Below are 17,795 nucleotides of genomic sequence, written 5' to 3' on the forward strand. Positions count from 1 at the left end.
ACAGATGAAATTTCACGTCCATTTATAATGGATATAAAAAATTATAAACCTGACGAAGAAAAAATTGAGTTAAAAAATTTGAATCAAATTTATCAATACTTCAAAAATAATCCATATAGAAATCTCGAATACACATTTGAAAAAGTTGGTGAATATGAAAAATTTATAGAAAAAAATATAAATATAAATGAATTTGAAAACATTTTGCAAAGAGAAATTTTTGAACTTACTAAAGAGTTGAATTTAGAATAAAAGAAATAGAAGATTTTAATATTATAAAATAAAAAGATTTAAAACTATTCCTATTTAAGTAAGGTTTAGTACAAGAAAGGAATAAAGAAGTGAAAAAACTTGATGATTTGATAGATGTTTTTGCAAAATTGCCAGGAATTGGTAGAAAAAGTGCAGCTAGAATTGCATTTGATGTACTTGATAGAAGTAAAGCTGATATTGATAGAATGCTTGAAATAATAAAAGATTCACATGCTAATATTAAACATTGTGAAATTTGCGGAAACTTATCTGAAAACGATATTTGTGAAATTTGTGCCAATGAGAAAAGGGACAAGGAAGTGATATGCGTTGTTGAAGGAGTGCGAGATGTAATTGCATTTGAAAAGTCTGAAACTTATAATGGACTTTATCACGTGCTTGGTGGAAAAATTGATCCACTAAATGGAGTTACAATTGAAGATTTGAATTTAAGAAAGCTAATAAATAGGATAAATGGAGATGTAAAGGAAGTTATACTGGCTTTAAATCCTGACTTGGAAGGTGAAACTACAAGCCTATATTTGACAAAATTCCTGAAAGAAAAAAATGTCAAGATTTCTAAAATCGCCAGTGGAATTCCAATGGGTGGAAATATTGAATACACGGATATGGCGACGCTGGGGAGATCGCTTGAGGGTAGAGTTAATGTAGATGATTTAGATTAAGTTGTGTTTAAATATATATGGTTTGAAAATTTGAGAAACAAGTAGACATTTAAAATGTTTAGTGTTATACCAAAACCTATTTAAAATCAAATTATCTTATTTCTTCTTTTTCTATTGAGTTTAAATCCGATGAATACAGTGGATGAAATGATAGATAATGTCCCGTTTTTTTAATTATTTTTCTAATATTCTTGTCATTATTCAAAAAATTCACTTTCCATTGTCTCTCTGTATTTTGTCTGAATTTTTGGGATTTTCATATATTGATTAAGTTTTTCAGGATTAGGCATCTTAAATTTTCTTTTGCACTTTCTTGATAAAAGCCCTCCCTATTTCCTTGTTAAGCTTTATCCATCCGTACAATATGTTGGGATTCATGTTGAATTGAAATAACGTTTTTGTTTTTTCGATTTCATAATAAAATTTAAAATTCTTTTTCTATAATTTTTTTCAGGCTCTTTTTTAAGTGTGGGAGATGTAAAAAGTTTGATAACCTTAAGAAATTCTAAGTATAATAAAGTTTTTAAGATTGTCGAATTTTTTTATCCCATAAGATTTTATCTTGTTATTTTCTCCTTCTACAAATTCATTATTTATATTATATTTTCGTATATTAGACCTGTTTGACAACCTTGCGTAAAGAACAATATCAAGGTATAATAATACTGGTAATAAAATGATAAATAATGTTGAAAGAATAAAGAAACTTAAAGAAGAAAACTATCAGAAAATTTTTGGCATTGAAAAGAACACTTTTGATAAAATGCTGAAATTTTGAACGAGGCATACAGAATTGAACATTTAAGAGGCGGACATCCATCAAAACTGTCTGTTCTTGACAGACTTGTAATCATGCTTTCATGCTATCGTGACTATAGAACTATGGAAAATATTGCCTTTGAATATGGTGTTGCAAAAAGTACTATCTGTGAGAAGGAAAAAACATACGATAAAGGCTCAGATAGTGGCAGACGAAAAGGATTTAAGGATACTCAACGCCTCGTTTTCACACGGGAGCGTTCATGACTTCAGGCTGTTCTGTAGAGGTCGTGTGTATTTTTCAAAAGATGTCCTTTTAATTGCCGACAAGGGATACATAGGCATAGATAAGATACACGTCAACAGCTTGGTGCCTAAAAAATCGACAAAAAAGCATAAATTAACTAAAAAGGATAGAAAATACAATTCAATTATTTCAAGACGTAGAATTTACATAGAACATGTGAACAGGCATATCACGAAATTTAGGATAGTGTCTACACGATATAGAAACAAGAGAAGAAAATTTGCCCTGAGATTTTCGTTAATTTGTGCAATTTATAATTTTCAACTATAGGTTATCGAACAGGTCTATTACTTAATTTCTTTTTTCCTGTTTGATAATGTTTCTATTAACTTAATGTATTCCTTTATCCCTTATCATCCAGTTCGCCTACCTTATGACATGATACTTGTCTGCTATAATATCAGTATGTGGAAGATAGGAGTATACTGTATTTCTAAACTGTATGAACATTTTCATTCCAACTTTCTTTATTCTGTTTGAATGACAGAGCAGTAATTTTCTTATAGTTGATGATTTCTGGTTCAATCAGGACATGGTTTGTATCATATATTACCAATTAATACTTTTATTAGCTTTAAATTCATCAAGATAGACGTTCTCATAGTCCAGTTTCCTTTTTTGAACTTCAATGTCATGAAATATCCTCATGACAGTTGATATGCTTATATTTTCTTCTCTTCTTATCTGAGTGAATGACTTTATCTCTGAAAGCTTCCTTCTTATGCCATCCTTCACTTCATTTGAGATTATACAGTTCCTGTTTCTGCTTTTCTATATGAAGTATAACTCTCCTATTTCTGTAACATAGGCTGCTTACATTAACAGTCCTGTAGTCAGATTCATTCTTCTGTTACAGTGGTTCAGTCTTATATCATATCTTGTTCCGTATACATGATAGATATTACAGACAAGTACAACTTTTTCTATTTTTACTCCTTTTATTTCTGGTCTAAATGTGGTAAAATTATTTTGCATAAATACAAATTTCTTTCTTATGTTCTTTTGGCAAAAACATAATACTATAAAAGAGGCATAATATCATTAAAGCTGCTAAAAATGTCAGAAGATAACCAAAATCTAAAAGAATTGTTAGTATATACAAACGACAGACTTTAAAAATAAAACACAAATTATGTAACATTATTGTGATTACTCTTTTTGTTATGCTTACAAATGTTGAATATTGGGAAGAAATTGAAGAATTTGAAAAACTGTATCTTAAAGCATTAAAAAGATACTTGGAGATTTCTTTCACACGATACTATTCAAAGGATCATGACTACAATAGAGTCTGAAGTTACAGAAGTTCTTTTGACAAAAAGGATGGAACTAAAAATTTTAGGAGAAGATAAAAAAATAAGAAGGATATTGAACATTGACGAAAAATCTTTGAACAGGATGAGAAATAAAAACAATAGCCCATTAGATATAGTATCTTCATATTCAAAAGAAGATGAGATATACTATTCACAAGTAGCAACTGAAGGAAAAGAGAATAAGATAAAAGCGATATTACGTCTGCTTGATAAAATCTCAATAAAAGGATATATAGTCACAATAGACGCAATAGAAACTCAAAAAGAAATCATAAGGAAGATAGGGAAGAAACGGGGATAGGTGCATCAATTTTAGCCACGGAAGCAGACGGGAAAAAACAGAAACATAGAAGATACTACATAATCAATATAGCAGGAGGAGTAGAGGAATTTATAAAAGCAGTAAGGAGATATATCATTAAATGTAAGAAGATATTTAAAATTATTTTTTGATATTATAGAAAAGTTGTTGTTAAAAAATAGATAAATATAAAGAAATAGTTTAAAATATTCATGCGTTTGTCGTGCCTGATTTTTAAAAGATTTGTAAAAATTTATAAAAAATGGTATAATTAAAAAAATTTTAAGAAGGTATTTTGAGTAAGTAATTGTAAAGTTTTTTATTGGGAAAATGATAAAAGATTTTACTATTATTTGCTCCCTTCTTAAAAAAAAGAAATTTTAGGAGGAAAAATGTTTGAAGAGAAAATTTATGGTTTTAATTTAGGAAACCAGAAAATTAAAATAAGTACAGGGAAAATTGCACGTCAAGCTGGGGGATCTGTTGTTGTTCAATGTGGAGGAACAGTACTTTTGGTTACAGCGACTAGAAGTAAGGATGTTAGGGAAGGACAAGATTTTTTCCCTTTAACAGTTGATTATATCGAAAAATTTTATGCATCTGGAAAATTTCCAGGCGGATTTATAAAAAGGGAAACTAAGCCAGGAACTGATGAAATTTTGATTTCAAGATTGATTGACAGACCAATTAGACCTTTATTTCCAGAAGGATTTTTGAATGCAGTACACATTGTAGTTACGGTGCTTTCATATGATGAAGTGAATTATCCTGAAAATCTTGCTACAATTGGAGTTTCTACTGCTTTAGGATTATCAGATATTCCATTTGCAGGAACTGTGGCTGGAGTTACAGTTGGATACATTAATGGAGAATACATCTTAAATCCAACAGGAGAACAATTATTAGAAAGTAAAATTCAATTGTCAGTCGCAGGGACAAAAGACGCTGTAACAATGGTAGAGGCTGGAGCTAAGGAAGTTTCTGAGGAAGTTATGCTGGAAGCGATTATGTTTGGGCATGAAAGAATTAAGGAAATTTGTGTTGAACAGGATAAATTCCTTGCACAATTTGAAATTCAGAAATATGAATTTGAGAAAAAGGAAGTAGATTTTGAAATCAAGGAATTTATTGACAGTTTTGAAAATGAAGTTGAAAAGGCTATAATGACACCAGGTAAACTCGAAAAATATGAAGCGATTGATAACTTAGAAATAGAACTTTTTGAAAAATATGTTCAAAAACTTGAAAATGAAGATAAAGAAATTGATGAAAATCTTGAAAAAGAATTTAAGAAATATTATAGAGATGTGGAAAAAAGACTTGTCAGAGATGCTATTTTATACAAGCAATACCGTGCTGACGGGCGTCAAACTACTGAAATCCGTCCAATTGATGTGGAAATAGATACACTTCCAGTGCCGCATGGTTCTGCATTGTTCACACGTGGAGAAACTCAGGCATTAGTTGTTGCAACACTTGGAAGTAAGGAAGATGAGCAAATTATCGACGGAATGGAAGATGAAACACGTAAAAAATTCTTCCTGCACTATAATTTCCCGCCATATTCAGTTGGAGAAGCAGGATTTATGAGAGCACCAGGAAGACGTGAGCTAGGACACGGAAATTTGGCTGAAAGAGCATTAAAATATGTTATGCCAGATACAGAAAAATTCCCATATACAGTAAGACTTATTTCTGAAATTACAGAATCAAATGGTTCATCATCACAGGCTTCAATTTGTGGAGGGTCTCTTGCATTAATGGCAGCTGGAGTACCAATAAAATCTACAGTTGCAGGAATTGCAATGGGTCTTATAAAAGAAGGAGATACATTTACTGTACTTACTGATATTCAAGGGCTTGAAGATCATCTTGGAGATATGGACTTTAAAGTTGCAGGTACGAAAAATGGAATTACTGCAATTCAAATGGATATAAAAATTGAAGGAATTACAAGAGAAATAATGGAAATCGCTTTAAGACAGGCATTAGAAGGAAGATTGTTCATCATTGATAAGATGGAGGCAGTAATTAGTGAGCCAAGAGCACAAGTTGCTGAAAATGCACCAAAAATTGAGATTATTAAAATTAATCCTGATAAAATTGCTGGGCTTATTGGTCCAGGAGGAAAAGTTATTAGAGCAATTATTGATGAAACTGGAGTTTCGATAGACATTGAAGACGACGGAACTGTTTCGATTTTCGGAAAAGAATCTGAAAATATGAAAAAAGCTTTAGAACTTGTTAAAAGACAAACTCAGTCAGTTGAGTTAAATGAAATTTATGAAGGAAAAGTTACAAAACTGATGAAATTTGGTGCATTTGTGGAAGTGTTGCCAGGAAAAGAAGGACTTTTACATATTTCTGAAATTAGCAATAAGAGAGTGGAAAAAACTGAAGATGCTTTAAAAGAAGGGCAAAATGTCAGAGTCAAGGTAATTTCAATGGAAAGTGAAGATAAATTTAACTTAAGCATGAAGGCATTGCAGCAGCAATAACATTATATTATAAAGGAGCGTGAAAGGTATGAAAATGAATTTACCTAATAAATTAGCCATATTAAGAATAATTCTAGTTATACCATTTGTCATTTTTTTAAGTTTAGCTTTGGAAGTTTCAGATAATACAGCAGTTTCTGTGACGATGAGAGTATTTGCAACGATTATCTTTGTAGGAGCGTCTATAACAGATTATTATGATGGGAAAATTGCAAGAAAATATAACTTGATTACAAATTTAGGAAAACTGCTAGATCCTTTAGCAGATAAAATTCTTGTTATTTCGGCTTTAGTGACACTTGCAAAATTTAGTCAGATTAGCCTATGGTTTGTGATAGTTATAATATTTAGAGAATTAATGATAACAGGGCTTCGTTCAATTGTAGCAGCTGAAGGGGTTGTTATTGCAGCAGAAAGTCTTGGAAAGTGGAAGACTGCGACTCAGATGGTAGCACTTACATTAATAATTTTAATACCTTTCAGTTTTACAATAAATAATATTTTATTACTTATTCCACTTATATTAACAATAGTCTCAGGAGTTGAATATGTTGTAAAATGTAAAAATGTTCTAAATAAATAAAATAATAACCTTTTTAAATTTTTTGGAGGTGTGATTTTGGATATTGTTATAGCAGTGATATTAAAACTGTTTGATTTATATGCTCTTCTTATTTTAGTAAATATTTTGGGAACTTGGATTGATCCATATAATCAAATAGGACTTTTTCAATGGGTAAGAAAAGTTACAGAGCCATATTTACGGATGTTTAAAATAATAATTCCGATTGGAAGTATGAATCTTGATATTTCGGCAATGCTAGGATTAATGATTTTGGAATTGATAAAAGAAATTTTTGTAAGAACCGTTTTGTTAGGCTCATTTTAAATATAAAAATATTAAAATTTTGCTCATTTACTAAATAAAATTTAGAAAAACTAAGATAAAAAAAAATGAGAATATTATTTTTTCTAAGAAAAGAGGAGTAAAATAACTAGCATTATAAAGGTTTTAAAATCTAAAAAATATAAATTTTATGAAAGAGGAGACTTTAAAAGTATGAAATTAAAAAGACTTTTGACCACATCTTTTATGGCGGCAGCACTTACAGCAACAGCTGCAGTTTCAAAAGATACAGATATTTTGCATAATAAGCAAATTGTTCAAAATACAAATATTACAGGAGATATGTACAGTGCGCAAAATGCGTTTTCAGCAGTCTATGAAAAGGCGAAAGATTCAGTTGTAAATATTAGAACTAAGAAAACAATTGTTGTGGAAACTTATAACCCGCTTGAAGCATTTTTATTCGGAACATCTGGGAGAAGACAGCAAAGACGTGAATCAGGAAGTTTAGGTTCAGGATTTATAATTTCAAGTGATGGATATATGATGACAAACAATCACGTTATTGACGGAGCAGATGAAATTTATGTAAAATTATCTGATGGGCATGAATATTTAGCAAAATTAGTTGGAACATCGCCAGAAGTGGATATTGCAATTTTAAAAGTAAATGCAAACAGAACATTTAAACCATTAAAATTTGCCGACTCAGATAATATAAAAATTGGACACTGGGCAATTGCATTTGGTAATCCGTTAGGACTGAACAGTTCGATGACTGTTGGAGTAGTTGGAGCTTCTGGAAGAAGTTCACTTGGAATTGAACAAGTTGAAAATTTTATTCAGACAGATGCTTCTATTAATCAGGGAAATAGTGGTGGACCGCTTCTTAACATTAATGGGGATGTTATTGGTGTAAACACTGCCATTTATTCTCCAAATGGTGGAAGTGTTGGATTAAGTTTTGCAATTCCATCAAACTTGGCTGAAAATGTAAAAGACTCTATAATAAAAAATGGTAAATATGAACGTCCATATATTGGGATTTCAGTGCTTGATTTAACTCCTGAATTGAAAAAAGAAAGAAGAATTTCATATTCAACAGGTATTTTGATTCAACAAATTTATCCAAATTCGCCAGCAGCAAAATATGGATTAAAAGTTAATGATTTAATTCTTGAAATCAATGGAAAACGTGTAACGTCAGCAGGATCATTTATTGGAGAAATTGCGGCTAAAAAAATTGGTGAAACAGTTAACTTAAAAGTAGTATCAAATGGAACTGAAAAAAATATTTCTATGAAATTGGAAGCGTTTAACTATCAGCAACAAAGAACTCAGCAAAGAAGATAAAAAATTATCAATTATAAAAATAGGCTTTCCCAAAATATTGTGAGATAGCCTGTTTTTTATTTTATTATTTATTTATTTTCGTAATTAATTTTTGCAAATTGAATTTTTACATCAATTCCATCCTTTCTATTTTCTATATAAATTTCTCCATCATTTAGTAATATTATATCTTTCATAATTGGAAGTCCAAGTCCTGCTCCTTTTTTAGCATTTTTACCTTGAAAATTTCGATTAAATAAATTTTTCTTTTCTTCGTCAGGAATCCTGTCTCCATAATTTCTTACAATAATTTCAACTGTTTCATCTTCTTTTACAAGTAATTCGATATTACCGATAGAGTATTTTATACTATTATCAATTAATCCACGTAAAACTTCTGAAATTAAATTTTTATCAACAAAAATGTTTATCTCATTATCTACTTTTATTATAATTTTATTTTTTATATTTAAAAGTTCGTAATCTTTTTTTATTTTTTCGAAAAGTTGTTTTACATTTGTAATCTCTTTTTTTATAGTTATTTTTTCAAGATTTGAATTTAGAAACAAAGTATTTATTATTCTTTCAATATTTTTTACTTCAAGATTTAAATTTTCGATGGCTTCATTTAATAAATCTTTATCGTCTCTTGCCCATTGCAGTATATCAAGATAGCCTTTCATTATGGCAAGTGGTGTTTTTAATTCATGTGATACGTTTGAAGTAAAATTTTTTTGGCTTTTTATAATTTCCTTTTTTTTATTAAAAGTTTCATTTAAAACATCAATCAGTTCACCAATTTCGTCATCTCGCTTTTTTGTTAACTGTATGTTAATGTTGTGTTTACTCATTTCATTACTTTGAGAAATTATATTTGAAAGCGGATTTAGTACATGTTCTGCTACAATTTTGGAAATTATGACAATTGAAATTGTTATTAGAACAAACATTGCAATCATAACATACAAAAGTTCATGTGCTTCCATAAATTCAAAATTTCTTATGGCATAGTATTTTGCATTGTGTCCAGTATAGATTTTTTTGTAGATAAATCTATCCCATTTTGTTTTAAGTTTGTTTGACTCAAATTTTTTTAACTTAAAACTATCTTTATCATCTGATAAATAACTAAATTTTCCATTTTTCTCGACTGCAAGGGAAATGTATTCTTTATCAGCATAATCATAATTTCTATAAGTTTCTTTTAATTTATTGTCAGGAACTTCATCCAATTTTTTTATAACAGTTGGAAGTAATTTATCCATTTCTTTAGTTTCAGCTTCAACAGCTGTGTGAATTAAAAAAATTGTCATTGCCAAAATGATGACAAATGAAATAAAAACAAGGCTTACTGTATTTGCAATAATTATTTTATCTTTTATTTTTTTCATATTTTTAAAATATAACCAATTCCTCTCACAGTTTTTATTTTTTCTTTTCCAATTTTTTGCCTAATTTTTTTTATTGTTGTATCAAGAAGATTGTCGCTTGCTTCCCATCCCCATATTTTTTCTACGATTTTATCACGCAAAACTATTTCTTCTTTATTTTCAATTAACAATTTCACTAGCTCAAATTCTGTTTTTGTAAGCAAAATAGGAGTATTTTCCAAAGATGCGGAATAATTTTCCATATTTAATTTTAAAGTTTTGTAGATAATTTGTGAAATTTTTTCTTTTCTAATATTTATATTAATCCTTGCTTCAAGTTCTAAAAAATCAAAGGGTTTGGTAACATAGTCGCTTGCTCCAGATTTTAACAATTCAACTTTCTCTTCTACGTTATTTTTAGCAGATACGACAATTATGGGGACTTTTGATATTTTTCTAACATTTTTACAGACTTCATTTCCCTCCATAGAAGGAAGCCCTAAATCTAAAAGAATTAAGTCATAAAACTCTCTTTTTCCATTAATTTCGTTTAATGCGTCAATTCCATTTTCAAGTATTGTTATTTCATGATTTTTTCGTTCTAGCTGTAATTTCAAAATTCGTGATATTTTTTTATCATCTTCAACAATCAGTATTTTTCCCATCTTTCCTCTTTCTAAAATTTATTCAGGTTAAATTCATTTTTTAATTTGCTTTTTATGGTATTATTACATCATCAAATATATTATATCTTAAATTAAGTGAAATAAAAAGATATAATTCAAATTTATTTTTTTATAATTTATTTAAACTAAAACAAAATAGGAGAAGGTGATGCCGTTGCAACTAACTAATAATATTTTTTTTATTGACAGATTCTTTTTTAAACATTTATCTTTTTTTTCAAAGTCTAGTATTTTTTATAATTCTAAAAATATTGAAAAATTTTTTCGTATAATTACTAAATTTGGGGAAGGGTATTTCGAATTATCATTAATTCTTATATTATTTTTGTTTATTTTTTTAAACAAAAAGAAATCCCACATTTTTAAAAAATATATTACAGGTATCTTTTTTACTTTATTTTTTACTCAAATAACTGTAAATTTATTTAAACTTTTGTTTGGAAGAGCGAGACCTTCAGTAACGGCAAATCCAGAGAAATTTTATGGAGTTTTAAGTTTAATAAAAAATAACTTTCTTTTTGAAGGTGACTACGCCTCTTTTCCTTCGGGGCATACAATTACTATTTGGGGAACAATTTGGATTTTAAGTTTTTTTATAAAAAGTAGATATATCAAAACGTTATTATTTCTTTTAGGATTTTTAGTAGGAATTAGCCGTATTTATCTGGTGTATCATTGGACTACTGATGTTATTGCCAGCATTATTATTTCATATTTTATTGCAAAATTTGTGTACAATAGAATGCATGGAATCAGTTTCGTAAAAGACTCTGTTTATGGTAAAAAAGTTAAAAAGATAGGCAGAATTAAACGAAAGAGAGAAAAACTAGGAGTAGTCAATTAATCAAAAATTTAACAAGGAAGAATAATTACTTGAAATTTATACAAAAGGGGCTGTCTCAAAATGATTAAAATTTTGAGTTCAGCTTTTATTTTTTTATGAACATATTTTCTTAAATTATAGCCAATAGCAAACAGTATGACTTCAACTTTAGTTTTAGATTTTTCACGGTATTTAAAGCGTTTGAATTTCATGTTCTGTTTTAACACTCCAAATGCCCCTTCAACCTGAATGCTTCTATTCATTCTAAGTATTATCCCTTTTTCTGTTGTTATATTTTCCTGTGACTGTTTTCTATATCTTAAAAAATTATCAGCTACATAAAGTTTTTTGTTATGAGATATCTTTTTACATTTTTCTGCAAAGGGACATCTCCTTTTTTTATATAAATTAATTTTTTTTGATAATATTTTTCAAAACAATTTATTTGATATTCAAATAATAAAAAGTTTGATTAAGAAACAAGATTTGAATATACAAAAAGGCTGTATTTATTAGCTTAAAATAAAAGATTTATAATATATATGCAATTATATAAAAAATATATAATATATATTGTTGACACCATTAATGATTAGTAATATAATGGAAGTATAATTGAAAGTTATGTAAGGAGGGCAATATTATGTCTATAAGTAAAAATTTGAACTCTAATAATATGAGTTTAACGTATAAGATTTTAGCTAAAAATCTTTTAAAGGGTGAATTGAAAGCCGGAAATGAAATTGCTGTCAGAGTTCATCAGACACTTACACAAGATTCCACGGGAACGATGGCTTATCTGCAGTTAAATGCTATGGATGTCGATAAAGTTGCAACTGAAATTTCTGTGGCTTATGTTGATCATAATATGCTGCAGTCTAGTTTTGAGAATGCAGATGATCATGAGTTTATTAAAACATCAGCTGAAAAGCACAACATAGTTTTTTCAAAACCGGGAAATGGAATTTGTCACAGATTACATTTGGAAAGATTTGGAAAACCTGGGAAAATACTGATTGGATCAGATAGCCACACTCCAACTGGAGGAGGACTTGGAATGCTTGCAATTGGAGCTGGGGGACTTGATGTTGCGATTGGAATGGCGCGAGGACTATATTATTTAAAAGTTCCGAAAGTTTACAATATTGAGCTAAGAGGGAAATTACAGCCTTGGGTGTCAGCTAAAGATGTTATTTTGTATGTCTTGAAACAGCTTACAGTAAAAGGTGGAGTTGGATACGTGATGGAATATACTGGAGATGGGATTAAATCACTATCAGTTGAGGACAGAGCAACAATTACAAATATGGGAGCTGAGTTAGGGGCAACAACATCAATTTTTCCAAGCGATGAGTATACAAAAATTTTTTTGGAAAAACAGTCACGGGGAGATGATTTTATAGAATTATTGCCTGATGAAAATGCGTTTTATGATGATAAGTTAGTTGTAAATTTGGATGAGCTGGTACCACTTGCAGCTTTTCCTCATAGTCCTGACAATGTACATAAAATTCCAAAGGACAAAAAATTAAAAGTCGATCAGATTGCGATTGGTTCATGTACAAATTCATCGTATTCAGATTTTATGAAGCTTGCAGCAATTTTAGATGGGAAAAAAGTTCATCCAGATGTGAGTCTTGTATTATCGCCAGGTTCAAGCAATATTATGAAAATGATTTCAGAAAACGGTGCATTGGCAAAGTTTATAGCAGCTGGAGCAAGATTATTAGAAGCTGCGTGCGGACCTTGTATTGGAATGGGGCAAGCGCCAAAAACGGATGGAATTTCACTTAGAACATTTAACAGAAATTTTAAGGGAAGATGTGGAACAATGAGTGCTGGAGTATATCTAGTAAGTACAGAAACGGCAGCTGCGTCAGCAATTACGGGATATTTGACTGATCCTAGAGAATTGGGAGCAGAAATTATTGTAGAAGAGCCTGAAAAATTCGAAATATCAGATAACTATTTTATTTTCCCAAATCCAAATGAAGAAGAAGCAAAAAGGGAAAGAGAAGCAGTAAAAATCGTAATGGGACCTAACATTAAGCCATTTCCGATTGGAGAAGAGTTAAAAGACAGTATTACACGGAAAGTTATCTTAAAGACGGGAGATAATATTACAACAGACGATATTTGTCCATCAAATGCCGCATTACTACCATTCCGTTCAAATATTCCAAAATTATCCGAACATTGCTTTGAAACAATTATTCCAGATTTTAAGGAAAGAGCTGAAAAAAATAATGGCGGAATAGTTGTTGGAGGAGAAAATTATGGGCAAGGTTCAAGCCGTGAACATGCTGCATTATTGCCGCTTTATCTTGGTATAAAAGCAGTTATTGCAAAATCCTTTGCAAGAATACATAAGGCAAACTTGATAAACAGCGGAATTATACCATTAGAATTTGAGAATGTGGAAGATTACGATAAAATTGACGAATACGATGAATTACAGCTGTCGGACATTCTAAATTCATTGGTAAATGGAAGATTTATAATAAAAAATATTACTAAAAATACTGAATTTCCTGCAAAATTCAATGGTTCAGAGAGAGAACTTAAAATCTTAAAATTTGGAGGATACTTGAAATTTGCAACAAGTGATGAGTTTTTAAGTTAAGATTTTGGCTTTATTGTTCAAAATTAAGTTGGTAAAAACATAGAAATTGAGAAAATTACTTTCAATTTTTGAATTTTAAAGTTTTAATCGTATAGAAAAATAGAATAGGAAGAGTGATTTTTTATGAAGAAAGTAACATTAATACCTGGAGATGGGATTGGATATGAAATATCTGAAAGTTTAGTGGAAATTTTTAAGGCTGCTAAAGTTCCAATTGAATTTGAAACTGAAAATGCAGGAGCAGATGTTTATGAGAAAACAGGAGAATTAATACCAAACAGCCTTTATAAAAGCGTTGAAAAAAATAAAATTGCTATAAAAGGGCCGATTACTACACCGATTGGGAAAGGGTTTAGAAGTATAAATGTGTATCTTAGAAAAAAATATGATTTATATACAAATTTTAGACCCTCAAGAAATTTACCGGGAATTAAGACTCGGTATGAAAATATTAATTTAGCAATTTTTAGAGAAAATACTGAAGGAATTTATATTGGTGAGGAAAAGTATGAAAATGATGAAAAGACAAGTGCAATTGCTATAAAACGAATTACAAGGAAAGGAAGCGAACGAATTATAAGAAGTGCATTTGAATATGCAAAAAATAACGGACTTTCTAAAGTTACAGTTGTACATAAGGCAAATATACTGAAATTTACAGATGGAATGTTTCTGGAAATTGCAAGAGAAGTTTCAAAAAGTTATGAAGGAATTGAACTGGAAGAGCTTATTGTTGATAATATGTGTATGCAGCTTGTTACAAATCCAGAAAGATTTAGAGTAATTGTTACGATGAATTTATATGGAGATATTTTATCGGACTTAGTGGCTGGACTTGTAGGGGGACTGGGAGTTGCCCCGGGAGCAAATATTGGAGATGATATAGCTATTTTTGAAGCTGTGCATGGCTCTGCACCGGATATTGCGGGGGAAAATAAGGCAAATCCTTTGGCATTGCTGCTATCTTCATTAGAAATGCTAAAATATTTAAAGCTGAATGATTTTGCAGAAAATATAGAAAATGCTATTTTAAAGACATTGGAAGAAGGGTGTAAAACGAAAGATTTGGGTGGAAATGCTACAACGACTGAATTTACAAAAAAAATTATTGAAAATTTAGGATAGGAGGGCATTATGAAAAGTGATTTTATAAATGAGCTCGGCACGTTATTTAATCTGAATAATTCGATTTCAGACGATATTTATAATAAGCTTGATGTGAAAAGAGGGCTTAGGAATAAAAATGGTACAGGGGTTCTGGTTGGATTAACTAAAATTGGTTCAGTTTTAGGGTATTCGGTAAACAAAAAAGGGAAAAAGATTCCAGAAAAAGGGAAGCTTTATTATAGAGGAATTTCGATTGACAAGCTTGTTGAGCAGTTTGAGGAGGAGAAGACATTTTGCTTTGAAAAAACGATGTTTTTGCTACTTTTTGGAAAAGTTCCTTCTAATTTCGAATTAAAAATGTTTGTAAGCACGTTGAAAGAGTATAGGCACTTGCCGGATGAATTTATAGAGGATTTTATCTTGCGAAAACCTAGCACAGATATAATGAATCATCTTCAAAGAGCTGTTTTATGCCTGTACACGTTGGATGAAAATCCGGATGACGTGAGTTTATCAAATTTAATAGATCAGTCTTTAAATTTAATTGCAAAATTTCCAAGTTTATTAGTATACTGTTATCAGGCATGCAATTATAAGCATTTTAAAAAGAGTTTGATAATTCATAATCCAATGGAGGAATACAGCATTGCTGAAAATATTCTTCATATGCTTAGAAACGACAGCAAATTTACAAAACTGGAATCTGAAATACTGGACTTAATTTTAGTTATACATGCAGAACACGGTGGTGGAAACAATTCAACATTCACTTCGCACGTAATTTCTTCCACAAGGACAGATACCTATTCTTCAATTTCTGCTTCAATTGGTTCGTTAAAAGGGCCTATGCATGGTGGAGCAAATTCGATGGTTACAAAAATGATAAAGGATATGAAAAAAAATTCCAATCCTTATGATGAAATAAAATTGAAAGAATATTTAAAAAAAATATTTGAAAAAAAAGTATTTGATAAGACAGGACGAATTTATGGAATGGGACATGCAGTTTATACAGTTTCAGATCCACGTGCTGAAATTTTGAAAAAAAAGGCTTACGAACTGGCAAAGGAAAAAGATGCGCTTGAAGAATTTCAACTTTTTTCAAATGTTGAAAAATTTACGAAAGAAATAGGAAAAGAATTAAAAGGCAAAGATTTTGAAATTTGTGCAAATGTTGATTTGTATTCAGGATTTGTGTACAAACTTCTGAATATTCCACAGAATATATTTACACCATTATTTGCGTTGTCGAGAATAGCGAGCTGGAATGCACACAGGATGGAGCAGATTCTTGTTGATAAAAAATTAATTCGTCCAGCATATAAAGCAATTGATGAAGATGGAAATATATTTTTATAATTTTTTTGGAACAGGGAGAAAATTTTATTCTCCTTGTTTTTTTTATCTATTTTTTCATTGTCATTTTGCAATTTATGAGATATAATAAAATTGATGTTTCTTGAAAGGAGTTACACCAGTGAGTAAATATAAGGAAGTTTACAATGATATAAAGGAAAAGATTACAAATGGGACATTTAAGGCAAGAGAATTTTTAAAAAGCGAATCTGAACTTGCACGAAAATATTCATATTCAAAAGATACGATAAGAAAAGCCTTGTCAATGCTTGAACTGGATGGATATATTCAGAAAATCAAAGGAAAAAATTCGATGGTTCTTGAGAATGGAAGATTTAAAAATAGCCTGTCAAATTTACGTACTTCAAAGGAACTAAATCAAATTGAAAATATTAATATAAAAACCAATCTCATTGATTTGAGACTTATTCAGGGAGACTCTGAACTTATGAGAATTTTTGAAGTATCTGAAGAAGCTTTGTTTTATAGGGTTTTACGTACAAGAGTTTTGGATGGGGAAGCACTCGAATATGAAAAGACTTATTTTGATAAGCGAATCGTACCATTTTTAGATAAAAAAATTGTAGAAAGTTCAATTTACGATTATCTTGAAAAAAAATTACATCTAAAAATATCCCATTCACGACGAGATATAAAATTTAGATATGCTACTGAAGATGAAAAAAAATATATGGATTTAAAAGACTTTAATCTAGTTGTTGTGATTGAAAGCCATACTTATCTGTCTAATGGAACATTGTTTCAGTATGGCGTAAATTTATATAGGCCAGATAAATTCGTTTTTTCAACAGTGGCAAAAAGATAGGCAAGGTGAAAATTTGTGAGAATTTTAGTAATTGAAGATGAAAAGAATCTGAATGATATAATTGTAAAAAAGCTAGTATTGGAAAAATATTGTGTGGATAGCTGTTTTAATGGAAATGATGCGCTGGACTATATTTTTTCTGTTGAATATGATGTTATTGTTTCTGATATTATGCTTCCTGGGATAGATGGATTTGAAATTTTAAGAAGAATAAGGGAGAAAGAAATAAAAACACCTGTTTTATTATTGACTGCAAGAGATGGAATAGAGGACAGGGTAAAGGGGCTTGACTATGGAGCTGACGATTATTTAGTAAAACCATTTGCTTTTGATGAACTGATGGCAAGAATAAGAGTGCTTTTAAGAAGAAATCCGTTAAGCAGTAATTCAAATGCAAGTAATATATTCTCAATTGCAAATTTAACAGTTAATTGCAACTCTCACGATGTTTTTCGAGATAAAACGCCGATAAAGCTGTCAACTAGGGAATTTACAATTTTGGAATATATGATTAGAAATAAAGAGCGTGTGCTTTCAAGAGAACAAATTGAGCAGCATATATGGAATTATGACTATGAAGGCGGTACAAACGTGATAGATGTCTATATCAGATATTTAAGAAGAAAAATTGACAAGGATTTTGAACCTAAATTAATTCATACAATTCGTGGAGTCGGCTATGTGTTAAAGGCTGAATAGGTTTTAA

At 29.9% G+C, this 17,795-nt stretch carries 21 protein-coding genes; 16 read left to right on the top strand and 5 right to left on the bottom strand.

Annotated features, from left to right (window positions below; translation table 11 throughout):
* The first annotated feature begins 27 nt into the window (after positions 1-27).
* The 4 genes from AB8B23_RS05225 (at position 28) to AB8B23_RS05240 (ending at position 2,274) form a co-directional block, all read left to right on the top strand.
* Positions 28-252: a hypothetical protein gene (locus tag AB8B23_RS05225; protein WP_369713748.1), complete on the top strand. Its 225-nt coding sequence runs from the start codon at positions 28-30 to the stop codon at positions 250-252.
* Positions 253-341: 89 nt separating this feature from the next.
* Positions 342-938, top strand: a complete 597-nt coding sequence (recR, locus tag AB8B23_RS05230; RefSeq protein ID WP_369713749.1) for a recombination mediator RecR — start codon at positions 342-344, stop codon at positions 936-938.
* 774 nt (positions 939-1,712) lie between these two features.
* Positions 1,713-1,964, top strand: a complete 252-nt coding sequence (locus AB8B23_RS05235; RefSeq protein WP_369713750.1) for a hypothetical protein — start codon at positions 1,713-1,715, stop codon at positions 1,962-1,964.
* Positions 1,903-2,274 (top strand): transposase family protein, encoded by a 372-nt coding sequence (locus AB8B23_RS05240; RefSeq protein WP_369713751.1) that lies wholly within the window; start codon positions 1,903-1,905, stop codon positions 2,272-2,274. Before AB8B23_RS05235 ends, AB8B23_RS05240 begins: the two co-directional genes overlap by 62 nt.
* A gap of 96 nt (positions 2,275-2,370) precedes the next feature.
* Here the strand turns inward: AB8B23_RS05240 and AB8B23_RS05245 are convergent, their stop codons facing one another.
* Together AB8B23_RS05245 and AB8B23_RS05250 are read right to left on the bottom strand one after the other, a co-directional pair.
* Positions 2,371-2,529 (bottom strand): transposase, encoded by a 159-nt coding sequence (locus AB8B23_RS05245; RefSeq protein ID WP_369713752.1) that lies wholly within the window; start codon positions 2,527-2,529, stop codon positions 2,371-2,373.
* A 288-nt stretch (positions 2,530-2,817) separates the two neighbouring features.
* Positions 2,818-2,979, bottom strand: a complete 162-nt coding sequence (locus AB8B23_RS05250) for a hypothetical protein (RefSeq protein ID WP_369713753.1) — start codon at positions 2,977-2,979, stop codon at positions 2,818-2,820.
* 170 nt (positions 2,980-3,149) lie between these two features.
* On the opposite strand from AB8B23_RS05250, the gene AB8B23_RS05255 reads away from it, so the two are divergent.
* The 6 genes from AB8B23_RS05255 to AB8B23_RS05280 all read left to right on the top strand — a co-directional run bounded on the left by AB8B23_RS05255 (position 3,150) and on the right by AB8B23_RS05280 (position 8,319).
* Positions 3,150-3,299, top strand: a complete 150-nt coding sequence (locus AB8B23_RS05255; RefSeq protein ID WP_419950754.1) for a hypothetical protein — start codon at positions 3,150-3,152, stop codon at positions 3,297-3,299.
* A complete protein-coding gene (locus AB8B23_RS05260; protein WP_369713754.1) occupies positions 3,280-3,621 on the top strand; it encodes a hypothetical protein in 342 nt (113 codons plus the stop codon). The genes AB8B23_RS05255 and AB8B23_RS05260 overlap by 20 nt, the downstream gene beginning before the upstream one ends.
* Before the next feature lie 392 nt (positions 3,622-4,013).
* A complete protein-coding gene (gene pnp / locus AB8B23_RS05265) occupies positions 4,014-6,119 on the top strand; it encodes a polyribonucleotide nucleotidyltransferase (RefSeq protein ID WP_369713755.1) in 2,106 nt (701 codons plus the stop codon).
* Positions 6,120-6,153: 34 nt separating this feature from the next.
* Complete coding sequence (gene pgsA, locus AB8B23_RS05270; RefSeq protein ID WP_369713903.1) at positions 6,154-6,702, top strand: CDP-diacylglycerol--glycerol-3-phosphate 3-phosphatidyltransferase; 549 nt, start codon at positions 6,154-6,156, stop codon at positions 6,700-6,702.
* A gap of 30 nt (positions 6,703-6,732) precedes the next feature.
* The gene (locus AB8B23_RS05275) at positions 6,733-7,008 is read left to right on the top strand and encodes a YggT family protein (protein WP_369713756.1); all 276 of its coding nucleotides are present in this window, start codon (positions 6,733-6,735) and stop codon (positions 7,006-7,008) included.
* A gap of 171 nt (positions 7,009-7,179) precedes the next feature.
* The gene (locus AB8B23_RS05280) at positions 7,180-8,319 is read left to right on the top strand and encodes a S1C family serine protease (protein WP_021744033.1); all 1,140 of its coding nucleotides are present in this window, start codon (positions 7,180-7,182) and stop codon (positions 8,317-8,319) included.
* 68 nt (positions 8,320-8,387) lie between these two features.
* On the opposite strand, the gene AB8B23_RS05285 is transcribed toward AB8B23_RS05280, so the two are convergent.
* Together AB8B23_RS05285 and AB8B23_RS05290 are read right to left on the bottom strand one after the other, a co-directional pair.
* Positions 8,388-9,689, bottom strand: a complete 1,302-nt coding sequence (locus AB8B23_RS05285; protein ID WP_369713757.1) for a HAMP domain-containing sensor histidine kinase — start codon at positions 9,687-9,689, stop codon at positions 8,388-8,390.
* Complete coding sequence (locus AB8B23_RS05290) at positions 9,686-10,333, bottom strand: response regulator transcription factor (protein WP_369713758.1); 648 nt, start codon at positions 10,331-10,333, stop codon at positions 9,686-9,688. The genes AB8B23_RS05285 and AB8B23_RS05290 overlap by 4 nt, the downstream gene beginning before the upstream one ends.
* Before the next feature lie 169 nt (positions 10,334-10,502).
* Here AB8B23_RS05290 and AB8B23_RS05295 point away from each other — a divergent pair, with 169 nt between their 5' ends.
* Positions 10,503-11,198, top strand: coding sequence for a phosphatase PAP2 family protein (locus AB8B23_RS05295; protein ID WP_369713759.1), 696 nt, complete (start codon positions 10,503-10,505; stop codon positions 11,196-11,198).
* 8 nt (positions 11,199-11,206) lie between these two features.
* Here AB8B23_RS05295 and AB8B23_RS05300 read toward each other — a convergent pair whose 3' ends face one another.
* A complete protein-coding gene (locus AB8B23_RS05300) occupies positions 11,207-11,605 on the bottom strand; it encodes a transposase (RefSeq protein WP_369713904.1) in 399 nt (132 codons plus the stop codon).
* A 215-nt stretch (positions 11,606-11,820) separates the two neighbouring features.
* Here AB8B23_RS05300 and AB8B23_RS05305 point away from each other — a divergent pair, with 215 nt between their 5' ends.
* The 5 genes from AB8B23_RS05305 to AB8B23_RS05325 all read left to right on the top strand — a co-directional run bounded on the left by AB8B23_RS05305 (position 11,821) and on the right by AB8B23_RS05325 (position 17,788).
* Entirely contained in the window at positions 11,821-13,800 is a 1,980-nt protein-coding gene (locus AB8B23_RS05305) for an aconitate hydratase (RefSeq protein ID WP_369713760.1), read from the top strand.
* Positions 13,801-13,923: 123 nt separating this feature from the next.
* Positions 13,924-14,925, top strand: a complete 1,002-nt coding sequence (locus AB8B23_RS05310) for an isocitrate/isopropylmalate dehydrogenase family protein (protein ID WP_369713761.1) — start codon at positions 13,924-13,926, stop codon at positions 14,923-14,925.
* Positions 14,926-14,934: 9 nt separating this feature from the next.
* Positions 14,935-16,266 (top strand): citrate/2-methylcitrate synthase, encoded by a 1,332-nt coding sequence (locus tag AB8B23_RS05315; RefSeq protein ID WP_369713762.1) that lies wholly within the window; start codon positions 14,935-14,937, stop codon positions 16,264-16,266.
* 118 nt (positions 16,267-16,384) lie between these two features.
* Positions 16,385-17,089, top strand: a complete 705-nt coding sequence (locus AB8B23_RS05320) for a UTRA domain-containing protein (protein ID WP_369713763.1) — start codon at positions 16,385-16,387, stop codon at positions 17,087-17,089.
* Positions 17,090-17,104: 15 nt separating this feature from the next.
* Positions 17,105-17,788 carry a response regulator transcription factor gene (locus AB8B23_RS05325; RefSeq protein WP_369713764.1) on the top strand — a complete coding sequence of 228 codons (684 nt, stop codon included), beginning with the start codon at positions 17,105-17,107 and terminating at the stop codon, positions 17,786-17,788.
* Positions 17,789-17,795: the final 7 nt, after the last annotated feature.

This window comes from Leptotrichia sp. HSP-342, assembly GCF_041199995.1.
In the GTDB taxonomy this organism is placed as follows: Bacteria; Fusobacteriota; Fusobacteriia; order Fusobacteriales; family Leptotrichiaceae; genus Leptotrichia; species Leptotrichia mesophila.

Bases quoted from the DNA above. Each gene is read 5' to 3' on its own strand.
- AB8B23_RS05285 (WP_369713757.1), bottom strand. From the start codon at position 9,689: ATGAAAAAAATAAAAGATAAAATAATTATTGCAAATACAGTAAGCCTT.
- AB8B23_RS05315 (WP_369713762.1), top strand. From the start codon at position 14,935: ATGAAAAGTGATTTTATAAATGAGCTCGGCACGTTATTTAATCTGAAT.
- AB8B23_RS05260 (WP_369713754.1), top strand. From the start codon at position 3,280: ATGACTACAATAGAGTCTGAAGTTACAGAAGTTCTTTTGACAAAAAGG.
- AB8B23_RS05290 (WP_369713758.1), bottom strand. From the start codon at position 10,333: ATGGGAAAAATACTGATTGTTGAAGATGATAAAAAAATATCACGAATT.
- pnp (WP_369713755.1), top strand. From the start codon at position 4,014: ATGTTTGAAGAGAAAATTTATGGTTTTAATTTAGGAAACCAGAAAATT.
- AB8B23_RS05225 (WP_369713748.1), top strand. From the start codon at position 28: ATGGATATAAAAAATTATAAACCTGACGAAGAAAAAATTGAGTTAAAA.
- AB8B23_RS05280 (WP_021744033.1), top strand. From the start codon at position 7,180: ATGAAATTAAAAAGACTTTTGACCACATCTTTTATGGCGGCAGCACTT.
- AB8B23_RS05295 (WP_369713759.1), top strand. From the start codon at position 10,503: ATGCCGTTGCAACTAACTAATAATATTTTTTTTATTGACAGATTCTTT.
- AB8B23_RS05310 (WP_369713761.1), top strand. From the start codon at position 13,924: ATGAAGAAAGTAACATTAATACCTGGAGATGGGATTGGATATGAAATA.
- AB8B23_RS05250 (WP_369713753.1), bottom strand. From the start codon at position 2,979: ATGCAAAATAATTTTACCACATTTAGACCAGAAATAAAAGGAGTAAAA.
- pgsA (WP_369713903.1), top strand. From the start codon at position 6,154: ATGAATTTACCTAATAAATTAGCCATATTAAGAATAATTCTAGTTATA.
- AB8B23_RS05305 (WP_369713760.1), top strand. From the start codon at position 11,821: ATGTCTATAAGTAAAAATTTGAACTCTAATAATATGAGTTTAACGTAT.